The 14954-nt window shown below is 61.3% G+C and carries 17 protein-coding genes; 6 read left to right on the forward strand and 11 right to left on the reverse strand.

Translation table 11 applies throughout. The features are described from left to right. Positions 1-440: 440 nt before the first annotated feature. Genes CK221_RS23710 through CK221_RS23720 form a run of 3 tightly spaced genes read right to left on the reverse strand, consistent with a single transcriptional unit; the run spans position 441 to position 3635 of the window. Entirely contained in the window at positions 441-1445 is a 1005-nt protein-coding gene (locus tag CK221_RS23710) for a hypothetical protein (RefSeq protein ID WP_095779554.1), read from the reverse strand. Between the two features lie 8 nt (positions 1446-1453). Continuing rightward, positions 1454-2287, reverse strand: coding sequence for a hypothetical protein (locus CK221_RS23715; protein ID WP_095779468.1), 834 nt, complete (start codon positions 2285-2287; stop codon positions 1454-1456). A gap of 43 nt (positions 2288-2330) precedes the next feature. Next, positions 2331-3635 (reverse strand): O-antigen ligase family protein, encoded by a 1305-nt coding sequence (locus CK221_RS23720; RefSeq protein WP_066992048.1) that lies wholly within the window; start codon positions 3633-3635, stop codon positions 2331-2333. A 411-nt stretch (positions 3636-4046) separates the two neighbouring features. Between CK221_RS23720 and CK221_RS23725 the strand changes: the two genes are divergently transcribed. After that, on the forward strand, positions 4047-4295 hold the full coding sequence (locus CK221_RS23725; RefSeq protein ID WP_066992046.1) for a hypothetical protein: 249 nt from the start codon (positions 4047-4049) through the stop codon (positions 4293-4295). A gap of 83 nt (positions 4296-4378) precedes the next feature. Here CK221_RS23725 and CK221_RS23730 read toward each other — a convergent pair whose 3' ends face one another. Next, positions 4379-4966, reverse strand: a complete 588-nt coding sequence (locus tag CK221_RS23730) for a sugar transferase (protein ID WP_170950320.1) — start codon at positions 4964-4966, stop codon at positions 4379-4381. Between the two features lie 548 nt (positions 4967-5514). On the opposite strand from CK221_RS23730, the gene CK221_RS23735 reads away from it, so the two are divergent. Then, a complete protein-coding gene (locus CK221_RS23735; RefSeq protein ID WP_095827585.1) occupies positions 5515-6597 on the forward strand; it encodes a hypothetical protein in 1083 nt (360 codons plus the stop codon). Between the two features lie 149 nt (positions 6598-6746). Here the strand turns inward: CK221_RS23735 and CK221_RS23740 are convergent, their stop codons facing one another. Further along, on the reverse strand, positions 6747-7505 hold the full coding sequence (locus CK221_RS23740; protein ID WP_067320656.1) for a response regulator transcription factor: 759 nt from the start codon (positions 7503-7505) through the stop codon (positions 6747-6749). A gap of 872 nt (positions 7506-8377) precedes the next feature. Next, complete coding sequence (locus CK221_RS23745) at positions 8378-8986, reverse strand: cysteine hydrolase family protein (RefSeq protein ID WP_066992037.1); 609 nt, start codon at positions 8984-8986, stop codon at positions 8378-8380. A 159-nt stretch (positions 8987-9145) separates the two neighbouring features. Here CK221_RS23745 and CK221_RS23750 point away from each other — a divergent pair, with 159 nt between their 5' ends. Then, entirely contained in the window at positions 9146-10177 is a 1032-nt protein-coding gene (locus tag CK221_RS23750) for an ATP-dependent DNA ligase (protein ID WP_095779470.1), read from the forward strand. 131 nt (positions 10178-10308) lie between these two features. Then, positions 10309-10590 carry a hypothetical protein gene (locus tag CK221_RS23755; RefSeq protein ID WP_095779471.1) on the forward strand — a complete coding sequence of 94 codons (282 nt, stop codon included), beginning with the start codon at positions 10309-10311 and terminating at the stop codon, positions 10588-10590. 16 nt (positions 10591-10606) lie between these two features. On the opposite strand, the gene CK221_RS23760 is transcribed toward CK221_RS23755, so the two are convergent. The 5 genes from CK221_RS23760 to CK221_RS30395 all read right to left on the reverse strand — a co-directional run bounded on the left by CK221_RS23760 (position 10607) and on the right by CK221_RS30395 (position 13575). Continuing rightward, positions 10607-11431 carry a Ku protein gene (locus CK221_RS23760; protein ID WP_095779472.1) on the reverse strand — a complete coding sequence of 275 codons (825 nt, stop codon included), beginning with the start codon at positions 11429-11431 and terminating at the stop codon, positions 10607-10609. Between the two features lie 5 nt (positions 11432-11436). After that, complete coding sequence (locus tag CK221_RS30390) at positions 11437-11613, reverse strand: hypothetical protein (RefSeq protein ID WP_082980371.1); 177 nt, start codon at positions 11611-11613, stop codon at positions 11437-11439. Positions 11614-11689: 76 nt separating this feature from the next. Next, positions 11690-12433, reverse strand: a complete 744-nt coding sequence (locus CK221_RS23770) for a metallophosphoesterase (RefSeq protein WP_095779473.1) — start codon at positions 12431-12433, stop codon at positions 11690-11692. Further along, positions 12426-13232 (reverse strand): nucleotidyltransferase, encoded by an 807-nt coding sequence (locus CK221_RS23775; protein WP_067320790.1) that lies wholly within the window; start codon positions 13230-13232, stop codon positions 12426-12428. Before CK221_RS23775 ends, CK221_RS23770 begins: the two co-directional genes overlap by 8 nt. Positions 13233-13413: 181 nt before the next feature. Then, positions 13414-13575, reverse strand: coding sequence for a hypothetical protein (locus tag CK221_RS30395; protein WP_082953723.1), 162 nt, complete (start codon positions 13573-13575; stop codon positions 13414-13416). Positions 13576-14162: 587 nt separating this feature from the next. On the opposite strand from CK221_RS30395, the gene CK221_RS23785 reads away from it, so the two are divergent. After that, positions 14163-14723: a hypothetical protein gene (locus CK221_RS23785; protein WP_066992020.1), complete on the forward strand. Its 561-nt coding sequence runs from the start codon at positions 14163-14165 to the stop codon at positions 14721-14723. An 8-nt stretch (positions 14724-14731) separates the two neighbouring features. Then, positions 14732-14944 (forward strand): hypothetical protein, encoded by a 213-nt coding sequence (locus CK221_RS23790; protein ID WP_245430720.1) that lies wholly within the window; start codon positions 14732-14734, stop codon positions 14942-14944. Positions 14945-14954 lie beyond the last annotated feature (10 nt).

Here is a 14954-nt window from a genome sequence, read left to right on the forward strand (position 1 = left end):
CCCCCCCCCCCCCCCCCCCCCCCCCCCCCCCCCCCCCCCCCCCCCCCCCCCCCCCCCCCCCCCCCCCCCCCCGCGCCGATGTGCCCTCTTCTAGGGAGCGCCAGATCTCGGCAGCAGTATCGTTAACGGCGAAGATGGCCCGCTGGGAAGGACTGAACAGAATATTCTGCCCCCTGACGCGTGCCAGCCGTCCCTGGGTCACAAACGTGGCCGGGATATGAGCGGTGGAGCCTGGCGGCGCCGTTCCGTTACCCGCCTCGTGATTCATCGAGTAGTCCTCTCCCCCTCTGCCGGAACGCGACGGCGGTCCAACCTGTCGTTGCGAAACAGGTACGTTCAATGGGCGAATTGGCAAGCCTTTCGGCAGGAGTTCACTTCGCCCAACACAGCTTCGCCCAACACAGCTAAGCAACCGAATGTTTGCCCCCGAGTGCGACTTGTCACAGCGCTTCGTCGGAGAACCGGGCCACGTTCTGATGCGCCGCAACCCATTGCAGATGCGCCTTGTTCCAGTATTCGCGCGCGTCAGCGCCCGTCAGCACCTTGAAACCGGATGGCGGCAGCGGCAATTCCGAAGGAATTGGTTCGTCGGGCAGCCACAGCAGCACATTGTCCCGGCTTTCGATAGCCAGCCCCCAGGTTCTTTCCAGGCGACGGAGTCCACGCATGTTCACCGAAGCCAATGCGAAAACCGATCCCGTTATCCTCAGCCTGGGTGACTGATCGACGGCCTTGATCGGCGCCTGATGTGTGATTTCGTCCTTGGAGAGAAACGGGTGCATGCGAATGAGGGTTCGATCGATCCGCACTGTCTCCCGTGTCCCATCCCGCTCGTTTGAGGCAGGATCCACGCTGATCCCCGAAAAACAGCCGTCGAACAGGCAATCCTCGACAATGCCGCTGAGCAGGTAGTCATTCTCCACCGCATCATCCCTGATTTCGCTGAGCCAGCAGCCTTTCAGGTGAAAGCCGTCGGCCCGCGCCGCGAAACGCACGCCATCCCAGCAGCGCCGCGCGCGGACACCTTCTATTGTCGCATTGGCGGTTCCGTCCCTGACAAGCAGAGCCGCGCTGTTGCAGTAGGTGTCGCGCCAATCGGAGGTCAGCGGCACCTGGCCGTCGAAGCGCCCTCCGATGAAATGAACGCCCGGACAGTTGCGGATGACCACCGGGTAGCGATTGACTGGCAGGTTTCCTTCGTCGCAGCCCATCATCGCGCTGGGCTCAGGATTTCTGCTGTTGGCGACTGTGAAGGAAGCATTCCGGGCATCGATTGTCGCCCCGGCTTCGAGATCCCGAAACATTTGTTGTTCGTAGCCATGCTCGCCCGTCAGAACGAGCTGCTTGCCCTCCGGCATCTGCCCGCCCTCCGCCTGGTACGTGCCCGGCAACAGGGCGAACACGGGAGACAGCCCAGCAAGACCCATGAATGAACGGCGGTCCATCCTCATCCTCATTGACCTGAAGAAGCGAATTGCCGATGACGGTCGAGACAGGCCGAACGGACCGCCTCGAGAGCTCTCGAGGCCACGGCCTCGGGCGAAGCAAGCCTTTCGATCTCGATAGCCGCCAGCACGCCCATGCGATCTTCCGTTCCCATTCCCCGCTCAAGAGCGGCCGCCATTTCGCGGCAAGCCCGATCCGCCGCAGACCAAAGGTCGGGATCGCTGTCCGGAGATGTCCGTTGCAGCCGCGAGGAGCGATCCCCCCTGGTCAGGAGCCGGTCTCTGGCGATGCCGGTCTCGCTGCGCAGGTGGACAAAAACCATGTCATGCAATCCGACGGCAGAAAGCATATCCAGCCAATTCTCGGATGTTTTTCTGCATCTGCTCTTCAGCAATATGGACCAGAATCCCTGCAGCAACCCCTGATCCATTATGATTATTGAATTTCTCCTTGCCCTCTCATGCTGGATAAATGCGACCAGGCTGATAAGATTCCAGACAAGCCTGATGGCATCAAGGCGCGACACTTGCCTGCTTTCGATGACGAAACGGGCAATTCGAGCAAGCAACGAGCGAAACTCACGATCTAGCAGCCGAGGGGCGACAACGCCCATTCTGTGTATCTGCCTCTCGATGAATGTTCTTCCTTCCCACGCCACTCGCACGTCGCCTTCCAGCAGGCCGCACCGTCGCAGGCTGTTCGCCAGCAGGCCGGAGGTGGTTGTCTTTCCGACCCCGGGCAGACCAAAGAATTCGACAAATCGAATGTCTGTCCGCAGCGCGCGTGCTTCGACGCTTGGCGGGAGACTTGCCGCCAGGTCACCAACGGTGTGCGAAGTCATTGGATTTCGGGTGGTACGATGAACTCTTGGAACGCCAATGAAGTCAAGGCGATGTGCGAGGGGCATACTCAACTTCAAGCAGCTGAGACCCGGTCCCGACATACAACCTCGGTGTCTTGGCAAGGCCGGTCTGCAGCGATCGCTGCATGCCGCGGTAGACTATGAGCAAAGCGAGCGGCAGCCAGAAGAAGGCCGCGGTTGACGGCCCGAAGGAATCGCTCATCTGGTTGGCGACCAAGTAGTTCCATACGGCGACCGATGTTCCGAGCACCATGACATTCACTTCGGTCGCTTGTTCGCTCCTGCCCCTGTCGACCAATGTGTGAAGAACGGCGCTGATCAGATAACCCACCACCAGCAGAACCATGATCACCACCAAGGCGAGGCCGGGCACTCCCAGCGTTCTAAAATAATCGATGAACAGGTTGTGGCTGTGCGGAGCGATGTCGCCCACCCATTGCCCTGCGCCCACGCCCATGAACGGATGTGACAGGCCCAGATCGATTGATATCGACCACAGTCGTTGCCGCGAAACGATCGAATGTGCCTCCCCGCCGGAGAGCTGAAGCGACAGCAGCTTGTAGGCCCGTGGGTTCAGGAACTGCAACATCATGAAGCTAGCCTGGAACAATATCGGAGCCGTAACGGTCGCCGCGATCACTGTTACCGGACGCTGCTTCCTTATCACCAGATAGATGCAGTATAGCCCGTAGAACGTGCCGAGACCGACGACCCCAAGAACGAAATTCGTCTTGGATCCCGATTTGACCAAACCCAGCAACCCCGCGAGGAGGCAAACCGAAAGGAGGATTCGGTGCCTTCGAGAAGCGACCAGCTTCGCGGCGACAAGCGGCAGACCGGCCGACAAGGCAATTCCGAGCTGGTTTGCATGCTTGAAATAGCCTTCCGCCCGATCGGCGAATCGAGCATCGCCGAGGCCAATAACGACAAGGCAGGATGTAACAGCAACCATGATGGCCATGGTCATCCCAATCCTGTCGATTGCCTCAAAACTCCTAGGCCTCGCGGCGATCAATGCAATGGTCGGGATAGTGGCGAAACCAAACACCTGGGCGAAGACAGCGCGCATGGTCCTGACCGGATTGTCCGCGTGTAGCGCCGACAGCAGCGATAGAACCATGATGAGGGCAGATGTTGTCAGCACAGCAGCCGCCAGGGCCGTGTCGGTGCGATGCAGACGTTTTGTCGCTTCGGCGTAGGGAACGAGGCTTACCAGGCCGCAGAACAAAGCGAGCAAAAAGGAAATCGAGCCATCGGTTCCGGCAATCCGCGTGGCGCCAGGGAACCATATCGACACGATCAGCAAAAGGATGGAAGCCTGCAGCATCGATGGACGTCACGCTGAAAATGCTATGCAACAACCGCGGGCCGACGCGCTCTTGCCTCGCCAGGCTGCGTCCGGTGCCCCTGTGTCCTGAACGGCAACGCCAAGAAATAGAGACACAACGTTCACTCCAGGACGGTGATTCAAGGCGCGCTGCCGCACCGCGGGTGAATACTCCGCGTACCTATTTCATAAGCAGCGTAGGCGCAGCGGGATGACAAGGAAATGAGCGAAAACGCGTCATTGGGACAAGGTGTCCTACGCCTTTTGTGCAAGGGCTGGTGGTGCTGCGATTCCAGTTTGCCTGGTCGAGATCCCGTCTAGCCGCGGCGGGGATTCGGTGTTGGTGCGGATTTGCATATGTGGGAGACTTGGGCGCGGCACACCGAGTCTTTCACACCGTAGGAGATCGCCGTGCTTTGGGGTCTTGTCGCCGTCGGCGTGATCGGCATTTTGCTCGGATTTCGTGTTCGCGCGCCGGCGCTCATCGTCATGACCGCGGTGATTGTGGTGTTCAGCGCCATTGCAGGCGGCATCGGCAGCCTGTTTGCCTGGGACCGTCTGCTTTCGATCCTGCTTTTCGTTGTCACGCTGCAGGGCGCCTACCTGCTCGGCGTCTTCCTCGGCATCGTGTGGCGTCGCGCCGTGACCGATGAGCATTGACGGACTGCGGCTGCCATTTCGTCGCTGACGCCGGACTTTTTTAAAGCGGCGATGCCGTCAATGCTCGCTGCCTTCCTCGGCAGTCAGGACGCATGATCGAATCTCATCACGGCGAAGACCGTCCGAACGAGAATGACGACGTCAGCCCATATGGACCAGTTTCGCACGTACCGGCTGTCGAGGGAGACACGGCTGGGATAGTCGATTGCGTCTCTGCCCGTCACTTGCCACGCGCCGGTCAGCCCGGGCCGGGTTCGAAGATAATCGATCGCGCAGGCGCCGTAACGTTGCAGTTCGTCGGGGACGACCGGCCGAGGACCGACGCAACTCATGTCGCCGCGCAGCACGTTGATGAGTTGAGGCAACTCATCCAGGCTCGACTTTCTGAGAATGTGCCCCAGGAAGGTGACCCGCGGATCATTCTTGAATTTCAAATTCTGCTCCCACTCCTTGGCAGCTTCGGGATTGCTCGCAAGATAGTCGGCCAGAACCTGCTGGGAGTTGGCAACCATGGTCCTGAATTTGTAGCAGGCGAAACGCCTGCCGTTGAAGCCGACCCGGGTGTGAGAGAATATCGCCGGTCCGCCGTCGGTCGCCAAAATCAAGAGGGCAACCACAAGCATTATCGGAGCGGCAAGCACAAGCGCGATCGATGCGACGGCGACGTCCATGATCCTCTTGCGCCGCCCCCCAAGCGGACGATGGTTTTGACCGACGCCTATTCCGGGTCTGCGGGGGTTCGTGTCGAATGCGCTGATTGTCATGAGCTTCGCCAAGGAAACGGCTGATTTTAGCGCTCAACTTCACGCGGCGGATCATTCCCGGCAAGAACCGCAAAGGAGGTAGCGCCCGATCTGGCGCCGGTTAGCCTCTTAGCCTGAACGCGTATTGCCGGCGCGGTGTCGATAAGCCTTCTGATCAAACGGCGTAACACTGGCACCCATTTTCTGCAGTAGCAGTTCGGGCAAGTTCGACTGTATTCGTGATCGACGAAATGCAACTGGTCCGGCTAGGGGCGATCCAGACCGCCGACTGAATTCAGGCCCTAGCTCTGATGGCGAGGATGCCGAGAGAATGTCTGGAGCCACTGGTGCCGGATGGGCGAGCCGGCAGCCGTCTGGCAATGCCTGAAAACCATGCGCGCGCATGCGACGAGATTCGACGAGACAGATCTCCGCGTCGAAAGAATGCCTGCCAGCCTGTCAGTGGAGCACGCAACGTGACGCCCATTCCGAAGCCTTCGTCCGGTGACTTCCCCGCAAGACCGGGCACTCGTCATGTTCTGGAGGTCGACCATACGGAAGCACTTGCCGTCGTCCGCAAGCAGATAGCTTTGCTCGATCTTGATCTCTCCGGCCTCACTGTGGTGGTTGGCGCGGCGACGGGCTATCAGGCGGTGACTGCGACAGCCGCGGCGCTCGCCAATGCGGACCGTGTCGTTGCACTCACCCGCGTATCCTCCAGACATCCGAGCCTGGCGGCGGCCGCGGACGCGACGTTGGCATTTGCCGAATACGCCAAGGTCGCCGAACGCGTGGAAGTGACGAATCGCATCGAAAGCCGCAAATGGCAGGAGGTCGACCTCATCACCAATTGTCCCCAGGTCGGACCGATTTCGAGATCGCTCATCGAGCTCTTGCCCTCTCATGCGGTCGTTTCGCTCATGGCCGAGCCTTGGGAGCTTCGGCAAGGCGTATTGGACTTCGATGCCTGTGACGAGGCCGGCATCAAGGTTGCTGCTCCAAATCTCGGTCACCCGGCCATAGACCTGATGCCGGAATTCGCGCGCTTATGCCGGGTCTTACTCGAGGATGCCGGCGTCGATCAGCGTGCCTCGAGATTCGCCGTCGTCTGCGACACGCCCTGCGCACCATTCCTCGAGCGTATGCTCGCCGAACGTGGAGCAAGAGTTGGTGTTTTTTCCCATCCGGTTCTGCTGACCGATGATGCATGGGAGGTGATCATCGTCGCTATGCGGCCCTCAGCCAAACCACCGATGGACATCAACAGCCTGGGCCGCATCGCCAGGAGAACGCGCCAGGCGCTGCTGGTGCAGTTCAGCGGCGGGATCGACCGCTCGGCCGCCAGCTATTTCGGCCTGAGGGTATGGCCGCCGAAGCGCCCCAACCGCGGCGAGCTGGGCCTGCCGCTCGAGATACTCGGAGCGGCTCCGGTGATCCGCAGACTGACGGGAGGCCTGAAGGCTGCCGAAGCAGCATATCGCGGTGCGGAGTTGGGCCGCGACAGTGTTGGATTTCTCGTGAAGGCAGGATTCGAGATGCTCGACCGGGAACATGCCTGAGCATCGGCCTGAGCGCATCCGTTTCAAGACCTGCAGGCACGGTCCTACTCTTGAATCTCGAAGGGAGGCGGACCTGAAATAGGTCCGCCTCCACGTCGAGGATCGGCGTGCGCGTCGTTCTATTGCCAGGCACCAGGCCTGGGCAGCCTTCAAAGCATCATCTGTCTAAGCTTGTAGGCCACCTCAGTGCGGTTCGTGGCTTTCAGTTTTTTCATGATGTTGCGGATATGGACCTTGACCGTGCTCTCGCAGAGGTTGAGCTCGTAGGCAATGATCTTGTTGGCCTTGCCTTTCCTGAGCGCTTCCACGACCGCGGCCTCGCGCGAGGTGAACATTCCGGCGAGCGGACGGGCGCCATTTGCCGTCGAATGGATGATCTCGCGAAGCGCCAGCACGCAGCTGGCGGGCACGAAGATTCCTCCGGCGCGGGCGAGACCGATGGCCTCGGCAGCGACCTTCACCTTGACGCTCGTGGGAATGTAGCCGCGGGCGCCGCATTCGAGAGCCGCAAGGATCTCCCCCGGCTCGTCGGAATCCACCACGACGATTACGGGTACGGCGCCGACCTCGGAGATGAGGTGCACAAGTTCCGCCCGAACGCTCTGGTCGGTCACCTTTCTGGCGCCGAGAATAACGAGGATCGCGGAAGCCTCCGCCCCGCCGGCGACGTGCTGAATCTCATCAAGAGATCCTACGGCGCTGACGCGCAAAGCCGGATTATGTTCGATAAGGCCTCGAGCAAGACATTCGCGCTCGAGTGCCCGCTTGTCCACAATTACCACCAGACCTTCGGTCGGGTGTCCTTCTTCGAGATCAGACGTGCCGAGCCCGTTCACGTCCGTCAGATGCCCGTTCTGCAACGACCCCGTCGCATCCTTCCAAGACTCGGAAATTTGAAGATGTCCCATCGCCTTATTTACTCCTCTCCGCCGCCGACTTTGCTCTCTCCCCTTTTTGTTTTGACTCCCACGCAGGGCTTGTCAGCGGCATGAACTGTTACGCTCGTTTACCGTTGTGTCGGGCGACTAGCTGCTAAGTGAGGAATAGATTCAAGGAGTAGTGCATACGCCGGCCCAACCCACGGACGTATGGGATCCCCGCTCCATTGAGGTAATCCAGCCTCAAACGCATACTACGATGCTGTGGAAAAGGCGCATTAATCCTGGTTAACAATTTGGTAATTATATCTTAGGTGGCTAATATGACCGAAAGGATGACAACCTTAAGTTGCTAAACAGGAATTATGCTCCTCAAAGCTGCGCGCAAGCCTGTCTCGACCTTAAGAGCGAGATTTGCGGTTTGGAGCAAACGGCGCCACAGTTCTGAGAAAAACATTGACCTCGGCTGCGGTGCCCCCCACCCAACCACTGCAGCCGGGGTTTCTTTTTTGGCCGGCAATCGCAGTCTTGTCGGGCCGGCAAGGTCAATCTTCGCGCGGCCTATCTCCACAACATCAATGCGTCGTGCCTCGGAAATCACGCCTACCGGTACTAGCGTTTCAGGTTAGGCCTGACTGTCTCGACTTCTTCTCGCGTGGCCGTGTCCGGCAATTCGCCAGGACCATCCGGATTCCGTGTCGGGTTTTCGCGCGTGTCCCTCGGCGGCTTTTGCTTTGGGTTGGGGTCAGCCGGATTTGGCTTGCGAGCTTTTTCCCGTTTCGCTGGTTTAGGCATCTACACACTCCCTGCCTGCGCAATTTCGGAGAAACATTGCGGTTCCCGTCAAACAGCAGTTGATCGGTCGCTTTCGGCTGTAGCCGGTGCGGATCGTCCCATAACGTTCAGGTCCAGGCCGAAAGGACCGTCTCCATCTCGACGGTCTCGACCTGTTGCGCGAAGCGCTGATGGTAGACGGTCATCAGGGCATCGTGCGTCGCGTCCGATGAACTGCAAAGCGCATCCGTGACCAGCACCACGCGATATCCGATGTCGATCGCCCCCAGGACGGTTGCGAGCACGCAAACATCGGTTTCGCCTCCCGTGACCACCAGGGTGTCGATGCTGCGCGCGGCAAGTGCCGTCTGTAGTCTGCCCTCCGGCCAGGGCGAATAAACATGCTTGTCGATCACCTGCGCCGGCGGACAGAAGGATGACAGCGGCGGCAGCAACCCGACCATTTCTCGCCCGACATTTTCGATCGTCATCGACGCCCAGCGCTCATAGTAGCGCCTCCAGGTGCCGGCACCCAGGCCAGGCTTTTCAGCCGGCACGAAGCGCGTGAAAAGGGTCTGCTCGGCTTTCCATTCGACGAGGCTGACGATCCTCGGAAGGACGCGGGTGATCCACGGCGTGGCCCATTCCGAAGGTTCCGCGAACAATTTCTGCATGTCGACGCATAGATGCGCGCAGCGCTCGCCCAGAGGACCATAGCTCAAGCCGGAAGCCGACATCGGATTTCCTGTCGGAAGTTCATGTTCGCTCTGGTGAAGAAGTGCCCGGCGCGGTCAAAGCTCGACATTTGGTTTCAGAACTTTGGTGAGGCAACGCCTCGCCGTGCAACTCGTTCCCGCCGACCGGAAACTACAGGTGTGGTCGAACGTTCTACCGAGATGGAGACCTCCAGGACCACGTCCCAACCGGCGATATCGAGCCCCGAGTTTCCGCTGTCTTTGGATACGCCGCCGATGGAGGCGCGGACCGCGGACGCGTTGCCTGAGGGTCCCTGGCAGTACGAACCCAAATGGGACGGGTTTCGCTGCCTGGCCTTCAAGGGCCGCGACGCCGTCGAGCTTCGCGCCAAATCCGGCAAGCCGCTCGGCCGCTATTTTCCCGAACTGATCACGATGCTGCGCGACCTCGCCGCAAGGCAATTCGTCGTGGACGGCGAGATCGTGATCGAGATCGACGGGCGCGTCTCCTTCGACGCGCTGCAGATGCGCCTTCATCCGGCCGAGAGCCGTATCCGCAAGCTGAGCGCGGAAACACCGGCGCGGTTGATCCTGTTCGATGCACTGGCTGCCCCGGGAGGCGAGATGTTGCTCGATTTGCCCTTGCCCGATCGGCGCCGGGCGATCGAGGACTTCGTTGCCAGGGCAGAGAACGCCGGGCTGAAGCTCTCGCCGGCCACAACGAGCCTCGCGACCGCCAGACGATGGTTGCGCGGCGCCGGCCGAGGTGCCACCGATGGCGTGGTCGCCAAGGCACTGGCCGAACCCTATCGCCCGGGCGAGCGAACCATGATCAAGGTCAAGCGGCTGCGCACAGCAGACTGCGTGGTCGGTGGCTTTCGCTACCTGAGCGGCAAGCGCCAGATCGGCTCGCTGCTGCTTGGCCTCTACAACGACCGTGGCCAGCTCGACCATGTCGGCTTCACCTCGACCATCGCCAGTGACGAGCGAGCGGCGCTGACCAAGAGGCTTGAAGCGTTGCGCGGCGGGCTCGGCTTCACCGGCAAGGCACCCGGCGGCCCGAGCCGCTGGAGCACCGAGCGCAGCGGAGAATGGGAGCCGGTGCGGCCCGAATTGGTCGTGGAGGTCCGCTTCGACCATGTCACCGGCGACCGATTCCGGCATGGAACAAGGCTGGTGCGCTGGCGGCCCGACAAGGCGCCGCGCCAATGCACGTTCGAACAGATCGCGTAGGACACCTACCAGGGAGAGGCGACGCCACAACGGCCGCCACTTGCTGCAACGGGCGGAACCACCAATCGCCTGAGCGGTTTTCCAACTGAGCGAACCGCGAGCCGGATAGGCTTGCAGCATTGGAGAACGAGATGGACCCGCGTAAAAAGCAACGCACCGCAAATCAGGACGAAACCGAAGCTCCGGCAGTCGAGCAGCAGGACTGGGACGCGCTTGAGGGCGGCCGGATCCTGCCCGACAGCGTCGCCGTCAACGGCGACCCGCAGGACGATGAAGAAGCGGAGGGAACGCTCCCCGAAGAAGAAGACGACAATCCCTATCAGGAAAGTGACGAGGCACTCCCGGACGACGAGGAGGAGCGGGTCCTCGCGCGCGATCCCTCCAAGGAAGGAAGCCGGTTCGACGAGGTCTGAGCGGCCTTTCTTGGCGTCAAGCTGACTTGCGTTTGCCTTGCTTCGCGCCTTTCGCGGCGATGCCCTCCTTGGCAAGGCTCTTGCGCAGAACGTCGGCCAGATTGATGACGTTCTCACGCGGTTTCGGCGCCGCCTTGGGCAGCTTCTTGCCTTTGCGCTTGGCCTCGATCATGGCGATCAGCGCGTTCTCGTATGTATCCTCGAATTTCGAAGGATCGAACTTCGTCGCCTTCTTGTCGATCAGCAGGCCGGCGATCTCGAGCAGGTCCGCCTCGTAGTCCTGCTTCTTCAGCCCTTCGAACACCGTCGCCTCCGAAACCATCTCATTGCGGTCCCGCAGCTCGGTGAGAAGCATTCCCTTGCCGAAGGGCTGGATGAGAACCTCGCGTCCGCGCTGGTAAAGGACGACACAGGATCGCGCCGCCACCCGTTTGTTCTTCATGGCCTCCCGAAGGACGTTGAACGCCTCTGCGGAAGCATCCTCCGCCGGAATGAGGTAATAGGGCTTTTCGAGATAGCGCGTGTCGATGTCTGCGACCGGCACGAACTCGCCGATTTCCAGCGTGTGCTCGGAGGTGAGTTTCAGCGCCTTGATCTCCTCGGGCTCGATCTGGATGAAATCCTCCTTGTCGGTCTCGAAGCCCTTGACTTGGTCCTCGGCGTCCACCGGTTCGCCGGTCTCCTCATCCACATAGGCGCTTTTCACCGGCAGGCCGTCCCTCCGGTTCAATATCCTGAAATGGATTTTCGACGCTTCGCTGGTGGCGCCGACGATCTTGACGCCGCATGAAACCGATCCGACCTTCATGAAGCCTTTCCAGATCGCGCGAGGCGCAGCCATCGAGCTTACTCCGTCCGGATGCGCCCGGCAGGCGCCGGCGGATCGTCGGTTTCATCGGCATTCGGGCGCGGCGCCTCGTCCGGCAGCCCGTGCCGCTCCGGCTTCCTGACCGGCTCCGGTTTCCAGCTGGGCGCCGGCATCGGCGTGTCGCGATCGGGATCCGGTTGTCTGGGGTCAGGCATCGAAGTTGGTTCCGTTGGTCTCCTGCACAACTCATCGCTGCCGGCATGGTTCCGAAGCGGCAGGCAGCGCTGCGCCTCAGATTTCGAGCAGCGCGTAAGGACGGCCGGTCGGCTTCGCGATATGCATGGCGACGTTGTAGACGCTGGCCCCACCAGGGGTCCGGCCTTCATACGAGCCGCGATGGGCATGGCCATGCACCACGGCGCTTACCTTGAAGCGATCGATGGTTTCGGCCAGCCGCGAGGAGCCGAGGAACGGAAAGATTTCCGGAGGCTCTCCCGCCACGGTCTCCGGGACCGGCGCATAGTGGAGCACCACGAGCGTGCGCTTGGCGCGCACCTGCCGCATAGCATTCTCGAGCCGCATTGCCTCGTTGACGCTTTCGGCCACCATCGCCTTGATGGCCGGCTCGCCGAAGGAGCCCAGCATCCTTCGACCGAAGCCGCCGACAAAACCCTTCACGCCGACGAAGCCGACATCGTTCAGTTCGATCGCCTGGCCATCGAGGAGATGGACCCCCGCCTGGCGGAGCGTTGCAGCGATCTGCTCGACGCAACCGGATTCGTAGTCATGGTTGCCGAGAACCGCGACCACGGGAATCGAGCATGCGCGCAGATCCTCGGCAAGAAGTTCCGCCTCACGCGGTTTTCCGAGATTGGTGAGATCGCCTGTAAGGACCAGGACGTCGGCCTCGCGCGATATCTCGCCGAACAGGTCGCGGTACGAGGTCTGGGCATCTTCCTGGACATGCAGGTCGCCCATGGCGGCGACCTTGATGACATTGCCGTTTGATTTCGTTGATGTGGCTGGTTCAGGCATCGCGCATCTCTCCAACGCCCCCGACGCCGGCAAACCCCCATTCCTTGACGTCGATCTCATAGTCGACCTGCGACAGCAGGCGGCCGCGGCAGATCTTCATTTTGGGCGACGGCAGCTGCCGTTGTCGCGCAAGCCGGCCCAGCAGTTCGTCGAGCAGCCAGTCTGGGATGCGGTCCCGTTCGCTGGGATAGATCCACCGGAAGTTGAGAACCTGCATCAGCAGCACTTCCCAATGGACATCGAGATAGGCGAGCAGCCTTTGCCAGTCGATCTGATCGTGCGCCTTGAGGATGGTGTGGGCGATGTCGGCGCCGTCGTGGCGTCCTCTGTCCTGGATGAAGCATTTCGACCAGATGAGCTCCGTTGGGCCGATGATCCGAACCCGGCTGCCCAGCAGCTCGACTTGGCGGGCATGCTCCAGCCACTGATCCTTGACCTGCATCGTGCCGTTGGCCGAGGCGAAGATCACATCGAAGAAATGCTTGCCCTCGAAGACCTTCCCGAGCCAGCGGTCGTCCCGGATCTCGACCGCATAGCCGATGTTCTTGAAATGCTCGAGTATGCGCGCGCAGTCTCCGGCCTTGCAGAAGATATCCAGATCCTTGGTTTGCCGAACCACGCCCGTATAGGCGCTCACCGCGTAGGTCCCGGCGACCAGGAAAGGAATGTCGGTAGCGGCGAGCTCGCGGATCGCATGGGTGTAGAACGCCTCCGCCGCGGCGCTTCTCAGCGTTGGCTCGGCTTTCGCGTCGATCACGGGGAGCGATGCTGGCAGACCCGGCAACTCGTCGTTGGTCATCAACTGCTGCTCCGATTTCGGACCTTTCGATAACAGCCGCGGGGCCCGCTTGTTCCGCTGTCGGAGCTTGCGAAATGGGCCCGGCAACACCGTCCGGAGATCAGGCAAGCCGCGCCGCGCGCGGAGCGTTGCCGAAATCGCGTGAAAACAACGACTTGGGCGCGACAGCTTGGCTGGTGCGCTAGTCCTTTTGCTCGCGGTACAAGCGCTCGGTCGCGCGGTCGCTCTCGCGCCGTTCGACTGGGCCTCTGTGACGGCGGGTGAAAAGCACGTAGATGATCGCAATGAGAAGGATCAGCGGACCGCCGGCAACAACGAACAGCCATAAATCGGAGCCGAACATGGCGTTTCCCTTCCTGTCGAAGGTGGTTTCTCCAGCAACGTATCGCTGGTCTTGAGCTAACCGATAAGGGCTGCAAATGTTCCTGTCCAAGGGAGTAGGCGGCCTGCGTGGTCAGCCGCTTACGCGCCCGGCGGGATCGCCTTGGCGACCATGTCCGGCCGTTGCGGCACCCTGAGCCAAACGGCCGAAGGAAATCGCAGACGGTACCGGCCAGTTCGTTTGAGCCGCCGGTATGCGCGCTGTCTCTTTGCCGAGAGCGACCTCTTTACCAAACCGCAGCAGGAAAGGCCGTTCCGTCCAAGCGACTGCGGCGAGCAAGAACCTCTGAGGTGGGCTTGTCGTGGAACGCGGCCTTCGGATCACATTTCCGGCAGACGCCATCTGAAAATCGACAGGCTCGGACTGGAACAAAGCCCTGAGTCGCTTGTTCGGCTCCGGCCCATCGAGCACAGGAGCTGGAAGCCATGAACATGCGGACACTTCTCGCGCCATTAGCCGTCGCTGCGACCTCCTCGTTTTTTCCGGCGGTCGCAGCCGATAACGCGCAAACCTTTGCCGGCCGATAGTAATCGATAGGAGACATCAAAATGCAGACGATCACCGCACTGTTCGACGATTATGACGATGCCGCCGATGCCGTGGGCGAGCTGGAGTCCATGGGCGTACCGCCGAGCGATCTCAGCATCATCGCCAACAATGCCGACGGCCGGCATTCTTCCGCGGCCGCCGAAGATGCAGCCAGTGGAGCCGGGATCGGGGCGGTCGTGGGCGGCGCCGGCGGCTTGGCGACGGGCCTCGGCGCCATAGCAATACCTGGCGTCGGTCCGGTCGTGGCGGCTGGCTGGCTGGCGGCGACAGCCGCGGGCGCGGCCGCGGGCGCAGTTGTCGGTGGAGCGGCCGGCGGCATCATCGGCAGTCTGACCGACGGCGGCGTGTCGGAGGGCGACGCCCATGTCTATGCCGAAGGCATTCGCCGGGGCGGCACTCTGCTTACCGCTCGCGTCGAAGATGACCTCGCTCCGCAAGCACAAGCGATCCTCCACGATTCCAGGTCGGTGGACATCGGCGAACGGCGGAACGACTACGAAGCTGGCGGTTGGACCGGATTCGATCCGCGGGCCGGCGATTACCGTCAGCAGAGCAAATAGGAGTCAGCGTGAGACGAGTGCTGTTGCCGCTGATGCTGACGGTGGTTGTGCTGTTGGCATGTTACTGGGCCTTCGCCTATGTCCAGAGTAGCTGGCCGACGGCACCGTTGAAGCGGGCACCCGAGCAGAACCAGGGCGGAAACGCACCCCAGGACACGTCTCCCGCCGCCGGCATAGAAAAGGATCCGCAAGGCAGCAACAAAATGCCGGGCAATCAATAGCGGCAGGCGT

Source organism: Mesorhizobium sp. WSM3868 (assembly GCF_002294785.1).
In the GTDB taxonomy this organism is placed as follows: Bacteria; Pseudomonadota; Alphaproteobacteria; order Rhizobiales; family Rhizobiaceae; genus Mesorhizobium.

Excerpts from the sequence above, each read along its gene's own strand:
- CK221_RS23730 (WP_170950320.1), bottom strand. The coding sequence starts at position 4,966 with ATGGACGTCGCCGTCGCATCGATCGCGCTTGTGCTTGCCGCTCCGATA.
- CK221_RS23740 (WP_067320656.1), bottom strand. The coding sequence starts at position 7,505 with ATGGGACATCTTCAAATTTCCGAGTCTTGGAAGGATGCGACGGGGTCG.
- CK221_RS23750 (WP_095779470.1), top strand. The coding sequence starts at position 9,146 with ATGGAGACCTCCAGGACCACGTCCCAACCGGCGATATCGAGCCCCGAG.
- CK221_RS30395 (WP_082953723.1), bottom strand. The coding sequence starts at position 13,575 with ATGTTCGGCTCCGATTTATGGCTGTTCGTTGTTGCCGGCGGTCCGCTG.
- CK221_RS23745 (WP_066992037.1), bottom strand. The coding sequence starts at position 8,986 with ATGTCGGCTTCCGGCTTGAGCTATGGTCCTCTGGGCGAGCGCTGCGCG.
- CK221_RS23775 (WP_067320790.1), bottom strand. The coding sequence starts at position 13,232 with ATGACCAACGACGAGTTGCCGGGTCTGCCAGCATCGCTCCCCGTGATC.
- CK221_RS23710 (WP_095779554.1), bottom strand. The coding sequence starts at position 1,445 with ATGGACCGCCGTTCATTCATGGGTCTTGCTGGGCTGTCTCCCGTGTTC.
- CK221_RS23720 (WP_066992048.1), bottom strand. The coding sequence starts at position 3,635 with ATGCTGCAGGCTTCCATCCTTTTGCTGATCGTGTCGATATGGTTCCCT.
- CK221_RS23760 (WP_095779472.1), bottom strand. The coding sequence starts at position 11,431 with ATGGCTGCGCCTCGCGCGATCTGGAAAGGCTTCATGAAGGTCGGATCG.
- CK221_RS23770 (WP_095779473.1), bottom strand. The coding sequence starts at position 12,433 with ATGCCTGAACCAGCCACATCAACGAAATCAAACGGCAATGTCATCAAG.
- CK221_RS23785 (WP_066992020.1), top strand. The coding sequence starts at position 14,163 with ATGCAGACGATCACCGCACTGTTCGACGATTATGACGATGCCGCCGAT.
- CK221_RS23755 (WP_095779471.1), top strand. The coding sequence starts at position 10,309 with ATGGACCCGCGTAAAAAGCAACGCACCGCAAATCAGGACGAAACCGAA.
- CK221_RS23715 (WP_095779468.1), bottom strand. The coding sequence starts at position 2,287 with ATGACTTCGCACACCGTTGGTGACCTGGCGGCAAGTCTCCCGCCAAGC.
- CK221_RS30390 (WP_082980371.1), bottom strand. The coding sequence starts at position 11,613 with ATGCCTGACCCCAGACAACCGGATCCCGATCGCGACACGCCGATGCCG.